Source organism: Bradyrhizobium sp. USDA 4503, from assembly GCF_054055815.1.
In genome coordinates this window covers 8,417,570-8,438,496 of record NZ_JBSRXS010000001.1, presented here as the reverse complement: position 1 = coordinate 8,438,496, position 20,927 = coordinate 8,417,570, and the positions used below count along the sequence as shown (strand labels likewise).

The following is a 20,927-nucleotide window of genomic DNA, read 5'->3' as shown; positions in this document are numbered from 1 at the left end:
TAGACGCGAGTCTCAGATCGACGGCCATCAATCGATGATCACCGCGGCGCAGCTACGAGCGGCCAGAGCCTTGCTCGGCATCGACCAACGGCAGCTCGCCGAACTGTCCGGACTTTCGGTGCCAACCATCCAGCGGATGGAGGCGAGCGAAGGTACCATTCGCGGCAACGTCGACTCGCTCGTGAAACTGATCGATGCGCTCGGCGCAGCCGGCGTCGAGGTCATCAATGAGGGCGCCGTCAGCAGTGGCGGCGGCCGCGGGGTGCGATTGAAGGCCGGATCGGGCTCACCGAAGGTGCAGACATGATCCCGGCGGTCACTCAGCAGATCTGGTGTGTAGCCGCCCTGCTGGGAACGACCGCTCTCGCGATTACAACGAGCAGATCGCGCCAATCGACAGCCATCGTCTACGGCGCGACTTTCGCGATTTCGCTGATCGCGCTGGCCGGGGCCATGATTTCGCTCATCTCCCGTACCAGCGCGACGGAACTGGCCCTGCCGATCGGGTTGCCCTGGCTGGGATCGCATTTCCGCCTCGATGCGCTCGCCGCGTTCTTTCTCGTCGTGGTCAATCTCGGCGGTGCGGCCGCAAGTCTTTATGGCCTCGGCTACGGCAGCCACGAATCCGCGCCGCAGCGCATCCTTCCCTTTTTCCCGGCGTTCCTGGCCGGCATGAATCTCGTCGTGCTCGCCGACGATGCGTTCACCTACCTCTTGTGCTGGGAATTCATGTCGCTCGCCTCGTGGGCGCTCGTCATGGCGCATCACCGTGACGCGGATAATGCCCGCGCAGGCTACGTCTATCTCGTGATGGCAAGCTTCGGAACGCTGGCTCTGTTGCTTGCCTTCGGCCTGCTGGCGGGAGCGGGCGGCAGCTACAGCTTTGCGGCCATCCGCGCTGCTCAGCACACCCCGTCCGAAGCCGCACTGGTGCTCGCGCTGATGTTGCTCGGCGCCGGGTCGAAAGCCGGCCTGATCCCGTTGCACGTGTGGCTGCCGCTGGCTCATCCCGCCGCGCCGAGCCATGTCTCGGCGCTGATGAGCGGCGTGATGACGAAGGTCGCGATCTACGGATTCATCCGGGTCGTGTTCGATCTGCTCGGGCCGCCAAGCTGGTCGGCGGGTGTCGCGGTTCTCATCCTCGGCGGCGCCACGGCCGTCATGGGGATCCTCTACGCGCTGATGGAGAAGGATCTCAAGCGCCTGCTCGCCTACAGCACGATCGAGAACATCGGCGTCGTCTTCGCAAGCCTCGGCCTTGCGCTGGCATTTCAGGCGAACGGCCTTGGCCTCGCGGCCGCCCTCGCCTTCACGGCCGCATTGTTCCACGTGCTCAACCATTCGTTCTTCAAGAGCCTGTTGTTCTTCGGGGCCGGCGCGGTGCTGACGTCGACCGGCGAACGCGACATCGAGAAGCTGGGCGGCCTGATCCACCGCATGCCGCTCACGAGCTTCGTCTTTCTGGTCGGCTGCGTCGCGATCTCGGCGCTGCCGCCGTTCAACGGGTTCGTGTCGGAGTGGCTGATGTTTCAGGCCGTCCTGCAGAGCCCCGACCTGCCGCAATGGCTGCTGAAGATCATGGTGCCCGCGGTCGGCGCCTTGCTGGCGCTGGCCGCGGCGCTGGCCGCTGCATGCTTCGTCAAGGCCTTCGGCATCACGTTCCTCGGCCGCGCGCGGAGCCCGGCCGCGGAAGCCGCCGGCGAAGTCGATCGCTATTCGCTCGCCGCGATGTTCAGCCTTGCCGTGCTCTGCTTCCTCGCCGGCATTCTGCCCGGCCTGGTGATCGACGCGCTTTCACCGGTCGCGCAGACCGTGATCGGCCACCGGATGCCGCTTCAGGCGGACGATCCCTGGCTCTCGATCGTGCCGATCGAGGAGAGCCGCAGTTCCTACAACGGATTGCTCGTCTTTGCTTTCATCACCGCCGCGGCGTCGCTCGCGGTGTACTTTATCCATCGCTTTGCGTCGCGCGCGATCCGGCGCGGACCGGCCTGGGGTTGCGGCTTCTCCGACCCGACACCGGCGGCGCAGTATTCCGGCGTGAGCTTTGTGCAGCCGATCCGCCGCGTGTTCGGCACGCTGGTTTTCCAGGCCCGCGAGCATGTCGACATGCCTGCGCCGGGCGAACTGCGGCCGGCCCGCCTCAGGGTCGATATGCACGACCTGGTCTGGAAGCGGCTCTACACACCCGTGACTGACCTCGTGTGGTTCTTCGCCGATCGGCTGAACCAGCTCCAGTTCCTGACCATCCGCCGCTACCTCAGCCTGGTGTTCGCAACCCTCGTCACATTGCTGCTGGCGCTCGCGATATGGTCGTGATCTCGGACATCCTCGTTCAGCTCGGCCAGATGGCGCTCGTGCTGCTGCTCGCGCCGCTGCTGACCGGCGTCGTGCGCAAGATCAAGGCCCGGCTGTTGCGGCGGAAAGGACCGTCGATCTTCCAGCCCTACCGCGACCTGCTGCGGCTGCTGCGCAAGGAGGTCGTGCTCGCCGAAAACGCCTCCTGGCTGTTCCGTGTCACGCCCTATGTGACGTTCGCGGCCATCTGGGTCGCGGCGGCGCTGGTCCCGACCTTTGCGACCGGCCTGCAATTCAACTGGAGCGCCGACCTGATCGCGATCGTCGCCCTGCTCGGCAGCGCGCGCTTCTTCCTCGCGCTTGCCGGCATGGACGTCGGCACCAGCTTCGGCGGCATCGGCTCCAGCCGCGAGGTGATGATTGCCGCGCTCGCCGAGCCGGCCATGCTGTTGATGGTGTTCTGCGTCGCGCTGATTGCCGGCTCGACGCAGCTGTCGACGGTCGCGACCTTCATGGCGTCGTCGGAAGTCGGACTGCGCGTCTCGCTCGGCATGGCGATGATCGCCCTCATCATGGTGGCGCTCGCCGAAAACGCGCGCATCCCGGTCGACAACCCGGCGACGCATCTGGAGCTGACCATGGTGCACGAGGCGATGATCCTCGAATATTCCGGGCGCCACCTCGCCATGATCGAGTTCGGCGCCTTCCTCAAGCTGCTGCTCTACATCTCGCTGATCATCTGCGTGTTCTTCCCGTGGCAGATCACCACCGAAGGCGCGGGCCCGCTGTCCTATCTCGTGAGCGTTGCCGCCTACATCCTCAAGCTTGCGGTCGCGAGCTTCCTCCTTGCCGTGTTCGAGACCGCGACGGCCAAGATGCGGGTGTTCCGCGTCCCCGAATTCCTCGGCGCGGCGCTGATGCTCGGCCTGCTCGGCACGCTGCTTCGGTTCGTGTCACGGGGCTTCTGATGCACAACCTCGCCTTCGACATCGCCCATCTGCTCGCCGGCGGGCTCGTGCTGATCAGCTTCATGATGCTGTACCAGGACCGCCTGTACGCGCTGCTGAACATCTTCGCACTTCATGCCGTGGTGCTCGCAGCTTCCGTCGCCTGGCAGGCCTTCATCCAGAATGCGCCGCATCTCTACGTCACCGCAGCGATCGCACTGGTCTTCAAGGCGATCGTCATCCCGGTGGCGTTGCATCGGATCATCAAGCAGCTCGGCATTCATCGCGATATCGAGACCGCCGTGAGCATCGGTCCGACCATGCTTGCGGGCATGGGGCTCGTCGCCCTGTCCATGGTGCTGATGCTGCGCGTGACCGGCGCGGCCGATCCGCTGGCGCGGGAAGACCTTGCCTTCGCACTGTCGGTGGTGCTGCTGGGATTGCTCGTCATGGTGACGCGGCGCAACGCCGTCAGCCAGGTCGTCGGCTTCATGTCGCTGGAAAACGGCCTGGTGCTGGCCGCGACCGGCGCCAAGGGCATGCCGCTCGTCGTGGAGATCAGCGTCGCCTTCTCGATCCTGATCGCATTCATCGTGATCGGCGTGTTTTTGTTCCGCATTCGCGAGCGGTTCGACACCGTCGACGTCGGTGCGCTCGATGAATTCAGGGGGGAGCGCCGATGACTGCCGCGTCGGATGCCGTCACCTGGGTCCTGTTGATACCGATCACCGCAGCGGCGGTGCTGGCCGCGCTGCCCGGTTACCGGCTGACCGCGGGCCTCAATGTCCTGGCCAGTCTCGGCACCTTGCTGGCCGCGCTTTCGCTGCTCGTGGTCGAGCGCCCGCAACCCGGCCAGTACCTGCTGATCGACGACCTCAACATCGTCTTCATCGTGCTCAACACCTTCGTGGGATTCACCACGAGCGTGTTCAGCGCCAGCTATATCGCCCATGAACTCGAAACCGGACGGCTGACGCCGGGCTATCTGCGATTCTACCATGCCATGTATCAGGTGATGATGTTCGGCATGAACCTCGCATTCGTGTCGAACAATATCGGCCTGATCTGGGTCGCGGTCGAGGTCGCGACGCTCACCACCGTGCTGATGGTCGGCATCTACCGGACCCATGCGGCGCTGGAAGCGGCCTGGAAGTACTTCATCCTCGGCAGCGTCGGCATCGCGCTGGCGCTGTTCGGCACGATCCTGGTGTACATGGCCGCGCTGCCGGTGGTCGGCGAGGGTCAGGATGCCATGGTGTGGACGGTGTTGATCAACCGTGCGGCGACGTTCGACCCGGCATTGCTCAACGTGGCCTTCATCTTCCTGCTGCTCGGATACGGCACCAAGGTCGGCCTGGCGCCGCTGCACGCCTGGCTTCCGGATGCGCATGCCGAGGGCCCGACCCCGATTTCCGCCGTGCTCTCCGGCCTGCTGCTCAACGTCGCGCTCTACGCGGTGCTCCGCTTCAAGATCCTGCTCGCCGCCAATCCGGATGCGATATCGCCGGGCCCGCTGATGGTGACGATGGGGCTGACTTCGCTGTTGTTCGCGGCCTTCATGCTTTACCGCCGCCGCGACATCAAGCGGCTGTTCGCCTACTCTTCGATCGAGCATATGGGCATCATCGTGTTTGCGTTCGGCATGGGTGGCCCGCTCGCCAACTTTGCCGGCCTGCTGCACATGGTGATGCACAGCCTCACCAAGTCGGGAATCTTCTACGCGGTCGGCCACATTGCGCAGGTGAAGGGCACGCAGCGGATCGCCAACATTCGCGGCCTGACCGAGTCGCATCCGGCACTCGGCTGGAGTCTCGTGATCGGCGTGGTCGCGATCGCCGGCCTGCCGCCGCTCGGTATCTTCATGAGCGAATTTCTCATCGTCAGCTCCACCTTCGCGCGCCAGCCGCTGCTCGCCATCCCGCTGGTGTTCGGCCTGCTGCTCGCCTTCGGCGCGCTGATCCTGCGCCTGACCAGCCTTGCGTTCGGCGAGCCGCGCGGCAATGCCGCGCCGGCGGATGCGTCCTATTTGCCGATGTTCGCACATTTCGCACTGGTGCTGACTGCGGGCATCTACCTTCCGGGACCGCTGGTCGTCTGGTTCCAGCACGTCGCCAACCTGCTGGGTTAGCGCGAGGGAGAGCAGGATATGCCGAGGTTGATCGATCTGATCCGGGCGGGCCACAGGATCGAACGACATCATCCATGGCCGCGCGCCGTGGTCGACGGCGATACCTGGCGCGCCGCCGCTCACGCGCTTGCGGATGGCGGCCTGAGCCTGCTCGGGCTGTGGGGCGAGCCCTCGCGCGTGCACATGGCCGTCCTCGACGACCGCACGTCCGATATCGGCGTGATCAGCCTGGATTGTCCCGATCGCCAATTTCCTTCGGTTGCGGCCCATCATCCGTCGGCGCTTCGATTGGAGCGCACCCTGCACGACCTCTTCGGATTGCAGGCGACAGACACACCGGATTCCCGTCCCTGGCTTGATCACGGCCGTTGGCAAACGCGCTTCCCGCTCGGCGAACATCGCGATGCATCGGCGGACGCAGCGCCTTATCAATTCCTTCCGGCCGAGGGGGACAGCCTGCATCAGATCGCAGTCGGTCCGGTGCATGCCGGCATCATCGAGCCCGGGCATTTCCGCTTTACCGCGAGCGGAGAGACGGTCGTCCGCCTCGAGCAGCGGCTCGGCTACACCCACAAGGGTGTCGAAGGGCTGATGACGGGCAGCACGATCGAGCAGGCCGCGCGGCTCGCCGGCCGGGTCTCCGGCGACAGCACAGTCGCCTATGGGCTGGCGTTCGCGCAAGCCGTCGAGGCCGCGCAGCGGATTGCCGTGCCGCCGCGCGCATTGCTGTTGCGCGCGCTGATGGCCGAGCTCGAGCGGCTGGCCAATCATCTCGGCGATATCGGCGCGATCTGCAACGATGCGTCGTTTGCGCTGATGCAGGCGCATTGCGCCGTGCTACGCGAATCCGTGCTGCGCGCGGCCGACGCTGGATTCGGCCACCGCCTGATGCGCGACCTCATCGTTCCCGGCGGCGTCGCGCGCGATATCGCCGGCCATGGAGCCGACGCGATCCGGGCCGCGCTCGACCAGATCCGCCGGCATTTCCCTGCGCTGGTCGAGCTCTATGACAACACTGCCTCGTTGCAGGACCGCACCGTCAGCACCGGCATCGTTGCTCCAACGCTCGCCCGGCAATTCGCCGCCGGGGGCTATGTCGGGCGCGCGAGCGGCCGCGATCATGATGCCCGACGCAAGCCCGGCTATCTCCCCTATGATGGCCTCCGCTTCGAAGTCCCCGTCCTCAGCGACGGCGACGTCAACGCCCGGGTCTGGATCCGGATCCGCGAGGTTGAGCAGAGTCTCGCGCTGGCGTACCAGATCCTCATCGGCCTCGAGGCCGGCCCGGTGCAAGTGCCACTGCGCAATACGGCGGAGCCTTGCGAAGGCATGGCGCTCGTCGAAGGTTTCCGCGGCGACATCCTGGCCTGGCTGCGCCTGAACGGCGATCGGATCGAGCGATGCCATCTGCGCGATCCGTCGTGGTTTCAGTGGCCGCTGCTCGAGGCGGCCATCGAAGGCAACATCGTGGCGGACTTCCCACTCTGCAATAAGTCGTTCAACTGCTCCTATTCCGGGCAGGATCTCTGAGGGCTCGAGGCGATGCGCAAACTTCTGTTCCAGAGCCTGTTTCGCCAGCCATTGACGGAGCAGGCGCCGCGCCCGGACGACGCTGCGCTCGCGGAGCTCGCGGCCATGGTCGGCCGCACCGCACGACGACGCCTCGGCCGCAGCCTCTCGATCCGCGAGGTTGATGCAGGCTCCTGCAACGGATGCGAGCTGGAAATACACGCGTTAAGCAATGCGTATTACGACGTCGAACGATTTGGAATCCGGTTCGTCGCCTCGCCCCGTCACGCCGACGTGCTGCTCGTCACGGGTCCGGTCACCAAGAATATGCGCGAGGCGCTGGAGCGCACATACCGTGCGACGCCAGATCCCAAATGGGTTGTCGCTGCGGGCGATTGCGCCAGGGATGGCGGATGCTTCGCCGGCAGCTATGCCGTGGTTGGCGGAGTCTCCGCGGTTGTTCCGGTCGATCTCCATATTCCGGGTTGCCCGCCTTCGCCGATCGCCATCCTGCGGGGCCTCGTGACCTTGCTCGAGGCGGTCGACGCCGGGGTCGCGGCAAGGTGAAGGCACGGAAAGAAACGAGCACCTCCGCCCGCACCGTGGGCGAGGCGCGCTAGTGTCCCGAATCCGAAGTTCGCATCATTTGCCGCACCTTCGGAGCGAACTTCGGATTCGATAAGGACACTAGCAAACTTATGATTCTAGTGTGCTTTATGAATGCGAAGTTCGTGAAAGTGGCTGCCGCGAAATCGCACGAACCTCGCATTCAGCACACTAGCCGCTGTCGCGCAGCACCAGCTCGAAGCCGAGATCGACGCGGCGCTCGCCGCCGCGCTCCAGCGTCAGCGTCGCCGCGGTACGGCCGATCGCGTCGCCATGCACGCTGATCGTGCTCAGGGTCGGCGAGATCAGCTGGCCCATTTCGAGATCGCCGAGGCCGATCACGGCGACCGGCTGCGCCGATGCAGGCCCGTCGCGCAGCAGGCCGGCCTTGCGCAGCCCGGACATAAAGCCGATCGCATGCGCATCGTTGGCGGCGAACACCGCATCGACACCAGGCAGCCGTGCGTGCGCCGCCACGCTGCCGGAATCCTTGCGGTCCAGGATCAACCGGCGCGGCTCGGCAAGGCCGCCGGCCAGTGCCTCGTCCCTGAAGCCGAACCAGCGGCGCGTGCCGCGTGGATCGTCGCCGCCGATGAAGGCGAGCTGCTTGCGGCCCTGCGCGACCAGATGCTTCGCGACGGCGACACCGGCCTTGTAATTGTCGAAGCCCGCGACCGCGTCGATCGGGTTTGCCGGCAGATCCCAGGTCTCGACGATCGGGATGCGCGCATTGCGCAGCAGGCGGCTGCCCTCCTCGGTCGCCGGCGAGCCGACCATGATGATCGCCTCGGGCCGCCGCGACAGCAGCGCCGCCAGCATGCGGTCCTCGCGCGCCGCGTCATAGCGCGACTGCGCCAGGATCACGGAAACGCCGAGCGGCTCGAGCTTGTCGGACAGGCCCTGCACCGTGTCGGCGAAGATCGAGTTGGCGATGGTCGGCACCAGCACGCCGACCGAATTGGTCCGTGCGCTCGCCAGCGCGCCCGCCACCAGGTTCGGGATATAGCCGAGGTCGCGCATCGCCCGCTCGACCCGCGCCCGGGTCTCCGGCGCGACCAGGTCGGGCATCCGCACCACCCGGCTCACCGTGATCGAGGAAACGCCGGCGCGCTTGGCCACCTCTGAAAGGGTGGGCGCGGCACCGGCCGGGCCGGTCCCGGGGGCGGTCAGTTCGGAGCTCATGGGCCGAAGCCTGCACGATTCCGGGTTGCCAAGCCATGATGTTAGCGCTAGCATCACCTCATGTTAGCGCTAACATGGAACAAAAAGGGAGAAACGGCATGATTTCGGACGAACAGGCCCAGGCTTACAAGCGCGACGGGGTGATCGTGGTCCCCGAGGTGCTCAACCAGGAAACCCTGGCGAAGGTGCGCACCGTACTCGCGCAGCTCGTGGCCGGCGCCGCCAGCGTGAGCGAGCACACCGACGTCTACGACCTCGAGCCGGGCCATTCGCCTGACAATCCGCGCGTCCGCCGCATCAAGGCGCCGCACAAGGTGCACCCGATCTTCGACGAGATCGTGCGCAGCCCCGCCGTGATCTCGATCCTCACCAAGCTGATCGGCCCCGGCCTTCGCCTGCACGGCTCCAAGCTCAACATGAAGTCGGCGCAATACGGCTCGCCGGTTGAGTGGCATCAGGACTGGGCATTCTATCCGCACACCAATGACGACATCCTCGCGATCGGCGTGCTGCTCGACGATTGCGATATCGAGAACGGTCCGATGCTGGTGACGCCGAGGTCGCACACCGGCGCCACGATGTGGGATCATCACGGCGAGGACGGCCACTTCGCAGGCCTGATCGATCCCGACCAGATTCAGGACGACATCAAGCGCGCGGTACCCTGCATGGGCAAGGCCGGCAGCATGTCGTTCCATCACGTGCGCGCGCTGCACGGCTCGGCGACCAACACATCGAACCGGCCGCGCAACCTGCTGCTCTATGAAGTGGCCGCCAGCGACGCCTGGCCGCTGATGGGCGTCAAGGACTTCGACGAATTCAACAGCCGCCTGCTGGCGGGGCCGCCGGTGGTCGCGCCGCGGCTCACCGACGTACCGGTGCGGATGCCACTGCCGCCGGCCAAGCGACAGGGATCGATCTACGAGACCCAGTCGGCGTCGAAGAAATCCTACTTCACGCGCGCCGCTTAAGACCGACCACAATGCCCGCGGCCAGGCCGCGGGCATTGCTGCTTTCACGAGCACGATCCGCCGCGACAAACGCGGAGATCGTGCCCGATCAAGACGACCATAAAAACCAAAACAACGGGGAAACGAATGACCGAGATGGCAAGAGATGGCGCTCGCACATCGCGCCTGCGTGTGATCCTGGCCGCAAGCATCGGCTCCGCGCTCGAATGGTACGACTTCTTCCTGTACGGCACCGCCGCCGCGCTGGTGTTCGGCGAATTGTTCTTTCCGAAGAGCGATCCGGTGGTCGGCACGCTGTTGTCGTTCCTGACCTTCGGCGTCGGCTTCGTGGTGCGGCCGTTCGGCGGCCTTTTGTTCGGCATCCTCGGCGATCGCTATGGCCGCAAGCCGGTGCTGGTCTCCACGCTCCTGATGATCGGCATCGGCACCACCGCGATCGGCTTCCTGCCGACTTATGGGCAGATCGGGATCTGGGCGCCGATCCTCCTGGTCGCGATGCGCGTCATCCAGGGCCTTGGCGCCGGCGCCGAATATGGCGGCGCGGTGATCTATCTGGTCGAGAACGCACCGCCGAAGCATCGCGGCTTCTGGGGCGGCTTCGCGCCGCTCGGCGTCTCCGTCGGCAACCTGCTCGCGGCCGGCGCCTTCGCGCTGGTGACCATGCTGCCGCGCGAGGATTTGATGAGCTGGGGCTGGCGCCTGCCCTTCCTGGCGAGCTTCCTCCTGATCGTGGTCGGCATCTTCGTCCGCATGCGCATCACCGAGACGCCGGTCTACACCGAGGCGGTGGTCGCGCGCGGCAAGGTCGAGAGCAATCCGGCGATGGAGGCATTGCGCCGGCACCCGCGCAACTTCTTCGTCGTGCTCGGCGCCCGCATGGCCGAAAACGGGCTCGGCTATTTCTTCCCGGTGTTTGGCCTCAGCTACGTAATCACCACGCTCGGCGTGCCGAAAGCCGAGGCGCTCAGTGCGCTGATGCTGGCATTCACGGTCGAACTGTTTGCGATCCTCGGCTTCGCGGCATTGTCGGACCGGATCGGACGGCGGCCGGTCTACATGTTCGGCGCGCTGGCCGGCGTGGCGCTCGCCTTCCCGTTCTTCTGGATGGTCGGCACCAAGGAGTGGATCATGATCGCGCTCGCCTTCATCCTGGCGCGCGCCGTGGTGACGGCGGCGATGTTCGGGCCGCAGGCGGCGTATTTCGCCGAGCTGTTCCCGCCGCAACGCCGCTTCGCGGGCTTTGCCTTCGCCCGCGAGCTCGGCTCGCTGCTGTCGGGTGGTCCGGCGCCGTTCGTCGCCACCGCACTGGTGGCAGCCTATGGCACCTGGTGGCCGGTCGCCTGTTACGCGATGTTCCTGTCCGCCTGCACCGTCGTCGCGATCTGGATCGGGCCCGAGACCTACCAGGAGAACATCGCCGCCGACGAAGGCGAACAGGCCGAGCTTCCCGCGGCGATCCCGGCGCGGGCCTGATCGGTGGCGCAGCAACTGCGCGTCCTGCAGTCGCTCTGGGCGATGGAGCGACGGCTGGCCGATCAGGGCGAATGGCCGCTGCAAACCCAGCTCGCGATGATCCGCGATGCCGGGTTTGACGGCGCCGGCGTGCGCTTCATCGATCCTGTCTTTGCGCGCGAGGCGACGAGCTTCCTTCGCGCGCATGGCATGATCTGGCAGGCGCAATGCTACCCGAAGAGCGTCGGCGACCTGAAACCGGTGCTCGAGCTGGTCGCCCGGCTCGGCGCCGATCACGTCAATCTGCAGCCGGACGTTCGGCCGCGCCGGCTCGCGGATTGCATTCCGCTGCTCGAAGGCTGGCGGTGGCTTGCTGCCGAGGCCGACGTTGCCGTGCATGTCGAGACCCATCGCGACCGTATGACGACCGACCTGTTCTTCATGCTCGACCTGCTCGACTGCTTTCCCGATCTGCGGCTCACCGCCGATCTCTCGCATTATCTGGTCGGCCGCGAATTCGCCTGGCCGGTCGATGACGTCAACCACGCGATGATCCATCGCATCCTCGACAATGCCTGGGGCATCCACGGCCGCATCGCGAGCCGCGAGCAGGTGCAGGTCTCGCTCGGCTTTCCGCAGCACCAGGGCTGGGTGTCGCTGTTCATGGGCTGGTGGGACTACGGTATCCGCTCCTGGCGGAAACGTGCCGGTCCCGACGCGACCCTGACCTTCCTGTGCGAGCTCGGTCCCCCGCCCTATGCCATCACCGGGCCCGACGGCAGGGAACTGTCCGACCGCTGGCAGGATGCGCTGGTCATGAAGGACATGATCCGCGCGCTGTGGGATCGTATCGCGAACGAGCCGCAAGGCGCGCTCCCGCATTGATTCAAGCAAGCCACGGCGGCATCCTGAACGCCACAATCCGGAACGCCGCGAGGACTTGTGCGCGACCGCTGGGCTTATCCGCTTCGATGCCTCGCCGCCGTCTCGGCCATGGCAGCCTTCGCGCATACGAAAGCGGCCGCGGCAGAGCTCGCCCTGAATGTCGCGACCCTGCCGCGCGTCGCGACCATCGACCCGCGTTTTCAGTCCTACAACATCGAGATGGTCGAGGTGACCGGCGGACGGTTCTGGAAGCCCTATGCAACCGCCGCCACGCGTCGGCGTGCAGAGACGGAGCGGTTCGCAGCTCGCACTCCGATCGACCTGCACGATGGCAGGCTTCGCAAGCTCGCGGCAGCCCTCTCACCCGTCTATCTGCGCGTCAGCGGCACCTGGGCCAACAGCACGTTCTTTGCAGATTCCGAAACGCCACCGGCTGCACCGCCGGCCGGCTTCAACGGCGTGCTGACGCGACGGCAGTGGCGGGACGTGATCGAGTTCTCGCGTGCCGTCGACGCTCCGATCGTCACGTCCTTTGCGATCAGCGCGGGCGCGCGTGACGCCGAGGGGCAATGGAGCCCCGAGCAGGCCCGGCAACTTCTCGCTTTCACGCGATCGGCCGGCGGGCGTATCGCCGCAGCCGAGTTCATGAATGAGCCCGATCTGCCGACCATCGGCAGCGCCCCTAACCGCTACGATGCTGCGGCCTACGGCCGGGATTTTGCAGCGTTCCGCGCCTTCATGAAGGACACCGCGCCCGACGTGACGATCCTCGGCCCCGGCACGATCGGCACCGGCGCTGAGGCCCAAGCGCTTTTCGCCGTATCGGCAGCCGGCGTCGACGCGGTCTCCTATCATCACTATGGCGCGCTGTCGGCGCGATGCGGCGGTGATCGCAGGGCAAGGCATGCATTGTCGGACGAATGGCTGGCGCGAACCGGCGAGAGCCTCGCCCTCTACGAGACGCTGCGCGACCAGCTTGCGCCGGGCAAGCCGATCTGGCTGACCGAGACGGCCGAGACCGCATGCGGCGGCAATCGCCTGGCCGCAACCTTCGCCGACACGTTCCGTTACCTCGATCAACTCGGACGGCTGGCCAAGGCCGGCGTCCAGGTGGTGATGCACAACACGCTTGCGGCGAGCGACTACGGGCTGCTGGACGAGCGAACTCATCTGCCGCGGCCGAACTACTGGGCTGCGCTGCTGTGGCGGCGGTTGATGGGCACCATTGTGCTCGATGCCGGTATCGCGGAGCGTCACGGCTTCCATGTCTATGCGCATTGCGCGCGCGACATGCCTGATGGAATAGCCCTGCTCGTCATCAACAATGACCGGCGGATGCGGCACAAGCTCACGCTCTCAGCCGCCTCGCAACGTTACACGCTCGCGAGCGAAAAGCCTGCCGACGGCAACGTTCAGCTCAATGGCGCGACGCTCTTGCTCGGGATCTCTGACCGTATCCCCGCCCTCAACAGCGACGAGGCTGTCGCCGGAACGATCGTCTTCGCACCCAGAACGATCACGTTCCTGATCGTCGCCGACGCCGGCAACGCCAATTGCCGGTAGCGGCCCGACGTCGCCTTACGCCGCGTCGCGGCTGGCGTCGGAGGATTCCGGCGGGCGCGCCACCAGATGGCCGAGCATGATGGCAGTCATCAGCCGCTCCATCTCGAGCCGCGCGGTGACATGCGACATGGTCGGCCGGCTACCGAGTGCGAGCTGGCTGACGTCGTCGATCGCCGTCAGTCCGCGCGGATAGAATTCGCGGAAGATCACGCGTTCGGCCAGGCCATCGACCAGGCGGAAATTCAGCGTCTTGGCCAATTCGCTCAAGGCTTCGCCGACCAAGCGCTTGTTGCGTGACCCAAGCGTGGAGAGGCGGTTGCGCAGCACCACCCACTCGAATGCCGGCTGATCGTGTGTGCTGCGCTGGCGCCGCGCCTCCTCCACCATCTTCGAATAGTGGCTGATGCCGGTCACCTTGAACTCGTTCGGATCGACGGTGCCGAGCACGTCGAAATCGAGGAAGCTGTCGTTGAGCGGCGTGATCAACGTGTTCGCCAGCGAATGCGTGAACGTCGTCAGATAGGTGTCATGGCCGGGACAGTCGATGACGACGAAATCGTGCGACCGGCCGAGCCGCTCGACGATCTCGGCAAGCGCGCTGCGCCCGAGCGTCTCGACCTCGCCGCTCCTGCCGCTCACCGTCTCGAAGCACATATGCGCGGGAACGCCGAGATCCAGCGAGGTTTCCCGCGCCCAGTCCCGCCGGTTCTCGACGTAGTGCGTCAGCGACTTCTGCTTGTTATCGAGATCGATGGTAGCGACGCGCTGACCCGCCTTGATCAGCGCGATGGCGATATGCATGGCAATTGTCGACTTGCCCGAGCCGCCCTTGTTATTTCCGACAACTATTACTCGTGCGTTTGTCATGGGAATCCATACCGGACGCTTGAGTGAAAGCAGGACGAAACAGAATTTAATGAATGGATCGAATCTCCCTGATTCGATGAATCTCGACAAGAGTCGCTGCTACATTGTCGTGATCGAAATCAAGAAGCTGCGACATCATTGTCACAGCTTCTTCGAGCACGTATCGTGAACGCAACTAGCGTCCCTGAAACACCGCGGCGCGGCGCTCAACGAACGACTTGATACCCTCGGCCGCATCTGATGTGTTGAGCACACGTTCGCGGATCTGCGGAATGATCGCGATTGCCGCCTGCTCGCCGGCTTCGATGAACTTGCGGCCCGCCTCCTTGGTCACCTGGATTCCAAGCGGCGCATTGCGCGCGATGATCTCCGCGAGCGCCATCGCGCGCTCGACCTGCTGGCCCGCCGGCACGACTTCCTGCACGAGACCGATCCGATGCGCCTCGGCGGCGGTGAACTCGTCGCACAGCAACAGGTGATACATCGCATCGCCCCACCCGGCGCGGCTGATATAGCGGAAATGCGCGCCCGCCAGCGGCGCGATGCCGCGCTTGGCTTCCATCTGGCAGAAGCGGCTGTCGTCCGCGGCGATCACGATATCGCCGGCCAGCATCATCTCGATGCCGACGGTGAACACGATACCCTGCACCGCCGTGACGATCGGCTTCCGGCAGCGCTTCGACAATCCGAACGGGTCGACGTTGCCCTCCGGCAGCGGCTTGCGCGTCGCCGTCGGACCGAAGAATTTCGGCATGTCGAGACCCGCGGTGAAACTGCCGCCGGCGGCGCAGAGCACCCCGACCCAGAGGCCGTCGTCATTGTCGAGCAGCGTCAGCGCGTCGGAAAGCTCAGCCATCATCTCCGGACTGAAGGCATTCTTCTTCGCGGGATTGTCGATGATGATCTTGAGGATGTGGTCGTGCCGCTCGTGGCGGACCCGCCCTTCGCTCGCGCTGCCGGACATCAGTTCCTCCCTGCTTTGTGACTGGATAATTTCTGGATGATGGTTGTCATCCAGATGCATGATGGTCATAATCCAGAAAGAGAGTCAAACAGGGGCGAGGCGAGATGGGCCATTCCCAGGCCGACAAGGCCAGGAGCCGTGAGCGTATTCTGAACGAGGCTGCGACGCAGATCCGCGACAAGGGCCTCGACGCGCTCAGCATCGGCGGCCTGATGCAGCAGGTGAAGCTGACCCATGGCGGTTTCTATGGGCACTTCGCCTCGCGTTCCGACCTGATCGCCGCGGCTCTGGAACAAGCGCTGCATGCAGGCGAAGCGTCGGCTCACGCGGCGCGCGATCCCGACAAGCCGGGCAATATCAACACACTGGTGCGGAGCTATCTCAGCCGCGCCCATCGCGACTCGCCCAAGTCGGGCTGCGCGATCGGCGCGCTGATCTCGGATGTCGGTCGCGCCGATGCGCAGTGCCGCGCGGTGATGGAGCCGCACATCGAATCCTTCATCGCCAAGGTCGCCGAGACGTTCGGCGACGATGACGACGGCAACGCAATCCTCGCGGTGAGTGCGATGGTCGGGGCGCTGGCGATCTCGCGCGTCCTCACCGACCAGAAGCGGTCCGATGCCGTCCTGCGCACCGTGCGCGACAGCATCATCGCGATGGCGTCCGACGAATGATTTCGCCCGCGCCGCGGGCACCTTGATGGAGCAAGCCATGAACGACCGATCCGCCCTCGAGCCGACCGCCGTACAAGGAAGCGTGCTGATTGCCGGCGTCGGCGCGTCGAACGGCCTCGGCGCCGCGATTGCGCGTCGCTTTGCCGCCGGCGGCTATCCCGTCGCGATCGCCGGCCGCAACGCCGACAAGCTCGCCGCGACCGCGGCCGAGCTGGCCGCAAGCGGCGCAACGGTCGCGCATGTGGTCGGCGACGCCTCCACGGCGGCCGACGTCGCGCGCTTCGTCGCGGCGGCCGAGCGGCTCGCACCGCTCGCGATGGCTGTGCACAATGCAGGCTCCAACCGGCCGGCACCGTTTCTGAAGGTCAGCGAGCAGCGCTTCGAGGAGCACTGGCGCGAACACGCGCTCGGCGGTTTCCAGCTGGCACAGGCCGCGATCCCCGCTTTGCTTGCGCGCGGCGGCGGCACGCTGGTCTTTACGGGCGCCAGCGGTTCGCTGCGCGGCAAGGCCAACTACTCACCGTTCGCCGCCGCCAAGGCCGCGCTGCGCGCGCTGGCGCAGAGCGTGGCGCGGGAATTCGGGCCGCAGGGCATCCATGTCGGCCATGTCGTGGTCGATGGCGGGATCGAGGGCGACCGCCTGCTGAACATGCGTCCGCAATTGAAGGACGAGCGCGGGCCGGACGGCATGCTCAACATCGCGGCCATCGCCGACGCCTATTGGGTGCTGCATCACCAGCATCGCAGCGCCTGGACGCTGGAGCTCGACCTGCGGCCGTGGGCGGAGCAGTTCTGAACGCGCTGCGCCGCCCTCCCGCCCGTAGGTTGCGATCGGCCGGAATCTTGTCAGCTTATGCGGCAAGGTCCGTCGAGATCGCACCCTGTCCCGGGAGAAGGCCATGTCGCAGCCCACGCCGATCCTGCACCATTTCGATCAATCGCCGTTCTCCGAGAAGATCCGCATCATCTTCGGATTCAAGAAGCTCGCCTGGAGCTCGGTGCGGATCTCGCGGATCATGCCGCGGCCGGACCTGATGCCGATGACCGGCGGCTATCGCCGCACGCCAACGATGCAGATCGGCGCCGACATCTATTGTGACACCCAGATCATCATCCGCGAGCTGGAGCGGCGCTACCCGACGCCGACGCTGTTTCCGGCCGGCAATGCCGGCATGCCCTGGGCGCTCGGCATGTGGGCCGACCGGCCGTTCTTCCAGAACACGGTCAACCTCGTGTTCGGCTTCATCGGCGACAAGGTCCCGCGGGATTTCATCGAGGATCGCGAGAAGTTGCGCGGCGGCAAGTTCGACGTCGCCGCCATGACCGCGGCGCTGCCGCAGATGCGCGACCAGTTCCGCGCCAATATCGACTGGATCGAGGCGCAACTCGGCGACGGCCGGCCGTGGCTGTTCGGCGAGTTCAGCCTCGCGGACGTCAGCGCCTACATGAACGTGTGGTATGCGCGGCAGAGCCTCGCCACGATGGACGAGATCATGAATTCCTTTCCGCGCGTTGTGGCATGGGAGGAGCGCATCCGCGCCATCGGCCACGGCACGCGCACCGAGATGTCGTCGGCCGACGCGCTCGAGATCGCGGCGAAGGCGCGGCCGGAGTCGCCCGTGTTCGGCGACCCCACCGACCCGAACGGTCGCAAGCCCGGCGACGTCGTTGCCGTGATGCCGGATGACTACGGCAAGATCCCGGTGCGTGGCGAGATCGTTTCGCTGTCGGCGCAACACATCGCGATCCGCCGGTCGGATGAGCGCGTCGGCGAGGTTGTGGTGCATTTCCCGCGCGCCGGCTTCCTGGTGGTCCCGGGCTGATTGGCGCAGGCTGCTCCGAAAGCGGGCCTGGAAACGCTGCGTTTCGCGGCGTGACCTTGCCGGCCCGCTGAACCGGCAATAGTTCCCATCTATCTCCAACCCAAGGCTCCACAGCGCAGGCTTGCGGATCGATCCGCAGCAACCCGGCCTTTCGGCCTGCGTGCGATGGGTGGCCCGTGGCGGATGCTCCGCCACGCCGACAACCGGACTGACCATGACGACCTCCGTCGAATTCGGGCTTGATACGTTTGGCGACGTCACCAACGACGCCGCCGGCACGCCGCTGCCCCATGCCCAGGTGATCCGCAACGTCGTCGACGAAGCGGTGCTGGCCGATCAGCTCGGGATCGATTTCATCGGGCTCGGCGAGCACCACCGCGCCGATTTTGCGATCTCCTCGCCCGAGACCGTGCTGGCGGCAATCGCGGCACGCACCCAAAACATCCGCCTCGGCTCGGCGGTGACCGTGCTGAGCTCGGACGATCCGATCCGCGTCTTCCAGCGCTTCGCCACGGTCGACGCGGTCTCGAACGGCCGCGCCGAGGTGATCCTCGGCCGGGGCTCCTTCACCGAGTCGTTCCCGCTGTTCGGCTTCGACCTCAGGCAATACAACGAGCTGTTCGAGGAGAAGCTCGATCTGTTCACCGAACTGCTCAAGCAGGAGCCGGTGACCTGGCAGGGCAAGCTGCGGCCACCGCTCAAGAACCAGTCGGTCTATCCGCCGGTCGAGCACGGCCGGCTGAAGACCTGGATCGGCGTCGGCGGCAGTCCCGAATCGGTGGTGCGCGCGGCGCATTACGACCTGCCGCTGATGCTTGCCATCATCGGCGGCGATCCCAAGCGCTTTGCACCTTATGTCGACCTGCACCAGCGGGCCTACCAGCAGTTCGGCCGCGAACCGAAGCCGATCGGCGTGCACTCGCCGGGCTATGTCGCCGAGACGGACGCGCAGGCACGCGAGGAGCTGTGGCCGGACTACAAGGTCATGCGCGACCGTATCGGCAAGGAGCGCGGCTGGCCGCCGATGGGCCGCGACGAGTTCGTGGCCGAGGCCGAGCACGGCTCGCTCTATGTCGGCGCGCCGGAAACCGTTGCTCGCAAGATCGCGGCGACCGTCAAGGCGCTCGGCGCGGCGCGCTTCCAGCTGAAATACTCGGCGGGCCCGCTGCCGCACGACAAACTGATGAAGAGCATCGAGCTCTATGGCCGCGAGGTGGTGCCGATGGTGCGCGACATGCTCGCCGCGTGACGTGCCAGAACCAATATCACAAAGCAAAACCCCCGGCGCTTTCGCGCCGGGGGCTCTGTTAGATCGCAATCAGATCAACCGGTATTACCAGTTGCGCTGAGCGCGGAGCAGCAACATGTAGGTGTTCTGGTCCTTCAGCTCGTAGATTGCGCCGGGCTTGCCGATCGTCGGGCTGCCGGGGAAGGCGACCGTACCGGCGAAGCTCTGGTCCAGACGGGTGTAGGTGAAGTCGGCCGAGAAGGTCAGGTTCTTCACCGGGGTCCACTGGGTCTGCGTGCCGAGCTGCGCGATGCTGTAGTCGGGGTTGCAGGACGTCAGAGCCGAACCAGCACCGAAGAAGTTGCTGAGCGAGCCACCCACGCCGTTGCCGGCCGGACCGCAGATGTAGCCCTTGGCCGTGCTGTTGTAGTTAACCTGGGCCCAGGCACCGTAGATGCTGGTGTTCCAGTTCGGGTTCCAGTTGTGCACGTAGGCACCGCGGAAGCCGTAGGTCGTGATCAGCTGCTGCTGACCGCCGGTCACGAAGATCGAGTCCGGCGCGATGCCGAAGCCGATGCTCTGATAGGCGCCCGGAACGTTGGTTCCGCCGAAGATGGTGTTGCCACCAGCCGAACCGGCGAGGTCCTGGATGTTGTAGCGGGTTGCACCGTTGGTGTAGACACCCTGCAAGTTGATGGTGTCGCCAGGTCCGGTCGGGATGTTCTTGATCGACAAGGCCAACGCACCAGCCCAGCCCCACTTGTCGTCCGGATGACCGGTCAACTCGGTGCCGCCGTAGTAGGCCGCGTGGTTGTTATGCGCGGCGAACGATGCCTGGAACAGACCCCAGGCCTGATCGACGCGCAGCATCGCGACGAGATCCGGAGCGATCGTGCCGGCGTAGTCGCTGATACCGAACACGTTGGTGTTGCCGGGAACGCCGAAGGTGACCGGCGCGCCGAGGTTGACCACGCCAGCCTGATAGTAAGCCGTCTGGTCCTGAGCCGACAAAGACAGCGACACGCCGTTGCCGAACTGCGCGGTGTAGGTGAACTGGTTCACACCAGTGATCGTGCCGCCGCCGCCGACGAGACCGTCGTAGCTGTTGCCCGGGTAGTTGGCCCACGGAGCCGAGAACTGCGAGACCGCCTTACCGATGGTGAAGCCGGCGAACTGAATGAATGCGTAGTAGACACCGACCGTACCAGCGGCGACGTTACCAGAGCCGGCATTGTTCGGAGCCGCAGACGTACCGATCGGCGAGTAAACGGTCGAGCCGTTGCCCAGACCGGCATAGTTGTCTGTCGTCCAGGAGAACGTCGCATCGAAGAAGGTGCGGACCACGCCGTATTCGGTCGCGGTGCGCGTATCGATGTTCAGATCTTCACGCGAACGCCAGGTGTAGCCGTTGGTGAAGCGGTTGTTCGCACCACCAGCACCCGAGGTGTTGCCGGTGTGGTCCGAGTTGGTGTTCGCCAGAACGTCGACGCGCAGGTAGCCGCCCAGCTTGATACAAGTGTCGGTGCCCGGGATGTAGTAGAAACCGGGACCATACAGGGAGCAAACCTTCACGTACTCGACCGCTTTGGCCTTGACGGGAAGATCGGCCGCCTGAGCTCCGCCGACCGCGACGAGAGCCGCCGCCGAGCCGAGGATAAGGCTCTTAACCATCTTCATGTTAAACCTCCAAGTTGCTCTATCTCAGGGAAGGTTCCGGATCCGCCGGGTAAAACACCCTCAGGTTGGTTCCCTTGTCCCTTAAATCCCCGCTTAGTCGCTTCGCGTCTTCGGACACACCCGCATGAACGCGAGGGACTTAAGCGAACCACC

Annotated in this window: 20 protein-coding genes; 16 read left to right on the top strand and 4 right to left on the bottom strand. The window is 65.5% G+C overall.

What is annotated here, in order from left to right; genetic code table 11:
- Positions 1–34: 34 nt before the first annotated feature.
- Genes ACVMIH_RS39680 through ACVMIH_RS39650 form a run of 7 tightly spaced genes read left to right on the top strand, consistent with a single transcriptional unit; the run spans position 35 to position 7,449 of the window.
- Positions 35–307, top strand: coding sequence for a helix-turn-helix domain-containing protein (locus ACVMIH_RS39680; protein WP_050421592.1), 273 nt, complete (start codon positions 35–37; stop codon positions 305–307).
- The gene (gene hyfB / locus ACVMIH_RS39675; protein WP_253624160.1) at positions 304–2,319 is read left to right on the top strand and encodes a hydrogenase 4 subunit B; all 2,016 of its coding nucleotides are present in this window, start codon (positions 304–306) and stop codon (positions 2,317–2,319) included. Before ACVMIH_RS39680 ends, hyfB begins: the two co-directional genes overlap by 4 nt.
- Positions 2,310–3,266, top strand: a complete 957-nt coding sequence (locus ACVMIH_RS39670) for a respiratory chain complex I subunit 1 family protein (protein WP_028334457.1) — start codon at positions 2,310–2,312, stop codon at positions 3,264–3,266. The genes hyfB and ACVMIH_RS39670 overlap by 10 nt, the downstream gene beginning before the upstream one ends.
- Positions 3,266–3,928 (top strand): hydrogenase-4 component E, encoded by a 663-nt coding sequence (locus ACVMIH_RS39665; RefSeq protein ID WP_016843065.1) that lies wholly within the window; start codon positions 3,266–3,268, stop codon positions 3,926–3,928. The genes ACVMIH_RS39670 and ACVMIH_RS39665 overlap by 1 nt, the downstream gene beginning before the upstream one ends.
- Positions 3,925–5,373, top strand: coding sequence for a hydrogenase 4 subunit F (locus tag ACVMIH_RS39660; protein WP_057015242.1), 1,449 nt, complete (start codon positions 3,925–3,927; stop codon positions 5,371–5,373). Before ACVMIH_RS39665 ends, ACVMIH_RS39660 begins: the two co-directional genes overlap by 4 nt.
- Positions 5,374–5,391: 18 nt before the next feature.
- A complete protein-coding gene (locus ACVMIH_RS39655) occupies positions 5,392–6,903 on the top strand; it encodes a hydrogenase large subunit (RefSeq protein ID WP_253624161.1) in 1,512 nt (503 codons plus the stop codon).
- 12 nt (positions 6,904–6,915) lie between these two features.
- Positions 6,916–7,449: an NADH-quinone oxidoreductase subunit B family protein gene (locus tag ACVMIH_RS39650; protein ID WP_057015240.1), complete on the top strand. Its 534-nt coding sequence runs from the start codon at positions 6,916–6,918 to the stop codon at positions 7,447–7,449.
- A 210-nt stretch (positions 7,450–7,659) separates the two neighbouring features.
- Here ACVMIH_RS39650 and ACVMIH_RS39645 read toward each other — a convergent pair whose 3' ends face one another.
- Positions 7,660–8,670: a LacI family DNA-binding transcriptional regulator gene (locus tag ACVMIH_RS39645; RefSeq protein WP_057015239.1), complete on the bottom strand. Its 1,011-nt coding sequence runs from the start codon at positions 8,668–8,670 to the stop codon at positions 7,660–7,662.
- Between the two features lie 98 nt (positions 8,671–8,768).
- Between ACVMIH_RS39645 and ACVMIH_RS39640 the strand changes: the two genes are divergently transcribed.
- The 4 genes from ACVMIH_RS39640 to ACVMIH_RS39625 all read left to right on the top strand — a co-directional run bounded on the left by ACVMIH_RS39640 (position 8,769) and on the right by ACVMIH_RS39625 (position 13,541).
- Positions 8,769–9,641, top strand: coding sequence for a phytanoyl-CoA dioxygenase family protein (locus ACVMIH_RS39640; RefSeq protein WP_057015238.1), 873 nt, complete (start codon positions 8,769–8,771; stop codon positions 9,639–9,641).
- A 126-nt stretch (positions 9,642–9,767) separates the two neighbouring features.
- Positions 9,768–11,114 carry an MFS transporter gene (locus tag ACVMIH_RS39635; protein WP_057015237.1) on the top strand — a complete coding sequence of 449 codons (1,347 nt, stop codon included), beginning with the start codon at positions 9,768–9,770 and terminating at the stop codon, positions 11,112–11,114.
- Between the two features lie 3 nt (positions 11,115–11,117).
- The gene (locus tag ACVMIH_RS39630; RefSeq protein ID WP_456866074.1) at positions 11,118–11,978 is read left to right on the top strand and encodes a sugar phosphate isomerase/epimerase family protein; all 861 of its coding nucleotides are present in this window, start codon (positions 11,118–11,120) and stop codon (positions 11,976–11,978) included.
- A gap of 57 nt (positions 11,979–12,035) precedes the next feature.
- Positions 12,036–13,541, top strand: a complete 1,506-nt coding sequence (locus ACVMIH_RS39625; RefSeq protein WP_456866071.1) for a hypothetical protein — start codon at positions 12,036–12,038, stop codon at positions 13,539–13,541.
- Between the two features lie 15 nt (positions 13,542–13,556).
- Here ACVMIH_RS39625 and ACVMIH_RS39620 read toward each other — a convergent pair whose 3' ends face one another.
- A complete protein-coding gene (locus tag ACVMIH_RS39620) occupies positions 13,557–14,342 on the bottom strand; it encodes a division plane positioning ATPase MipZ (protein WP_057015235.1) in 786 nt (261 codons plus the stop codon).
- Here ACVMIH_RS39620 and ACVMIH_RS39615 point away from each other — a divergent pair.
- Positions 14,341–14,577, top strand: a complete 237-nt coding sequence (locus ACVMIH_RS39615; RefSeq protein ID WP_168857948.1) for a hypothetical protein — start codon at positions 14,341–14,343, stop codon at positions 14,575–14,577. The genes ACVMIH_RS39620 and ACVMIH_RS39615 overlap by 2 nt on opposite strands.
- Before the next feature lie 6 nt (positions 14,578–14,583).
- Here ACVMIH_RS39615 and ACVMIH_RS39610 read toward each other — a convergent pair whose 3' ends face one another.
- Positions 14,584–15,372 carry a crotonase/enoyl-CoA hydratase family protein gene (locus ACVMIH_RS39610; protein ID WP_076824401.1) on the bottom strand — a complete coding sequence of 263 codons (789 nt, stop codon included), beginning with the start codon at positions 15,370–15,372 and terminating at the stop codon, positions 14,584–14,586.
- Between the two features lie 104 nt (positions 15,373–15,476).
- On the opposite strand from ACVMIH_RS39610, the gene ACVMIH_RS39605 reads away from it, so the two are divergent.
- The 4 genes from ACVMIH_RS39605 (at position 15,477) to ACVMIH_RS39590 (ending at position 19,118) form a co-directional block, all read left to right on the top strand.
- Positions 15,477–16,046, top strand: coding sequence for a TetR/AcrR family transcriptional regulator (locus tag ACVMIH_RS39605; RefSeq protein ID WP_057015234.1), 570 nt, complete (start codon positions 15,477–15,479; stop codon positions 16,044–16,046).
- Positions 16,047–16,083: 37 nt separating this feature from the next.
- Positions 16,084–16,842 (top strand): SDR family NAD(P)-dependent oxidoreductase, encoded by a 759-nt coding sequence (locus ACVMIH_RS39600; RefSeq protein ID WP_057015277.1) that lies wholly within the window; start codon positions 16,084–16,086, stop codon positions 16,840–16,842.
- Between the two features lie 103 nt (positions 16,843–16,945).
- The gene (locus ACVMIH_RS39595; protein ID WP_456866068.1) at positions 16,946–17,869 is read left to right on the top strand and encodes a glutathione S-transferase family protein; all 924 of its coding nucleotides are present in this window, start codon (positions 16,946–16,948) and stop codon (positions 17,867–17,869) included.
- Positions 17,870–18,083: 214 nt separating this feature from the next.
- Positions 18,084–19,118, top strand: coding sequence for an LLM class flavin-dependent oxidoreductase (locus ACVMIH_RS39590; protein WP_253624168.1), 1,035 nt, complete (start codon positions 18,084–18,086; stop codon positions 19,116–19,118).
- A gap of 84 nt (positions 19,119–19,202) precedes the next feature.
- Here ACVMIH_RS39590 and ACVMIH_RS39585 read toward each other — a convergent pair whose 3' ends face one another.
- Positions 19,203–20,774 carry a porin gene (locus tag ACVMIH_RS39585; RefSeq protein ID WP_057015232.1) on the bottom strand — a complete coding sequence of 524 codons (1,572 nt, stop codon included), beginning with the start codon at positions 20,772–20,774 and terminating at the stop codon, positions 19,203–19,205.
- Between the last annotated feature and the right edge of the window lie 153 nt (positions 20,775–20,927).

Bases quoted from the DNA above. Each gene is read 5' to 3' on its own strand.
- ACVMIH_RS39585 (WP_057015232.1), bottom strand. From the start codon at position 20,774: ATGAAGATGGTTAAGAGCCTTATCCTCGGCTCGGCGGCGGCTCTCGTC.
- ACVMIH_RS39645 (WP_057015239.1), bottom strand. From the start codon at position 8,670: ATGAGCTCCGAACTGACCGCCCCCGGGACCGGCCCGGCCGGTGCCGCG.
- ACVMIH_RS39665 (WP_016843065.1), top strand. From the start codon at position 3,266: ATGCACAACCTCGCCTTCGACATCGCCCATCTGCTCGCCGGCGGGCTC.
- ACVMIH_RS39590 (WP_253624168.1), top strand. From the start codon at position 18,084: ATGACGACCTCCGTCGAATTCGGGCTTGATACGTTTGGCGACGTCACC.
- ACVMIH_RS39605 (WP_057015234.1), top strand. From the start codon at position 15,477: ATGGGCCATTCCCAGGCCGACAAGGCCAGGAGCCGTGAGCGTATTCTG.
- ACVMIH_RS39600 (WP_057015277.1), top strand. From the start codon at position 16,084: ATGAACGACCGATCCGCCCTCGAGCCGACCGCCGTACAAGGAAGCGTG.
- ACVMIH_RS39655 (WP_253624161.1), top strand. From the start codon at position 5,392: ATGCCGAGGTTGATCGATCTGATCCGGGCGGGCCACAGGATCGAACGA.
- ACVMIH_RS39640 (WP_057015238.1), top strand. From the start codon at position 8,769: ATGATTTCGGACGAACAGGCCCAGGCTTACAAGCGCGACGGGGTGATC.
- ACVMIH_RS39620 (WP_057015235.1), bottom strand. From the start codon at position 14,342: ATGCATATCGCCATCGCGCTGATCAAGGCGGGTCAGCGCGTCGCTACC.
- hyfB (WP_253624160.1), top strand. From the start codon at position 304: ATGATCCCGGCGGTCACTCAGCAGATCTGGTGTGTAGCCGCCCTGCTG.
- ACVMIH_RS39680 (WP_050421592.1), top strand. From the start codon at position 35: ATGATCACCGCGGCGCAGCTACGAGCGGCCAGAGCCTTGCTCGGCATC.
- ACVMIH_RS39650 (WP_057015240.1), top strand. From the start codon at position 6,916: ATGCGCAAACTTCTGTTCCAGAGCCTGTTTCGCCAGCCATTGACGGAG.
- ACVMIH_RS39670 (WP_028334457.1), top strand. From the start codon at position 2,310: ATGGTCGTGATCTCGGACATCCTCGTTCAGCTCGGCCAGATGGCGCTC.
- ACVMIH_RS39615 (WP_168857948.1), top strand. From the start codon at position 14,341: ATGGCAATTGTCGACTTGCCCGAGCCGCCCTTGTTATTTCCGACAACT.
- ACVMIH_RS39660 (WP_057015242.1), top strand. From the start codon at position 3,925: ATGACTGCCGCGTCGGATGCCGTCACCTGGGTCCTGTTGATACCGATC.
- ACVMIH_RS39595 (WP_456866068.1), top strand. From the start codon at position 16,946: ATGTCGCAGCCCACGCCGATCCTGCACCATTTCGATCAATCGCCGTTC.
- ACVMIH_RS39635 (WP_057015237.1), top strand. From the start codon at position 9,768: ATGACCGAGATGGCAAGAGATGGCGCTCGCACATCGCGCCTGCGTGTG.
- ACVMIH_RS39610 (WP_076824401.1), bottom strand. From the start codon at position 15,372: ATGTCCGGCAGCGCGAGCGAAGGGCGGGTCCGCCACGAGCGGCACGAC.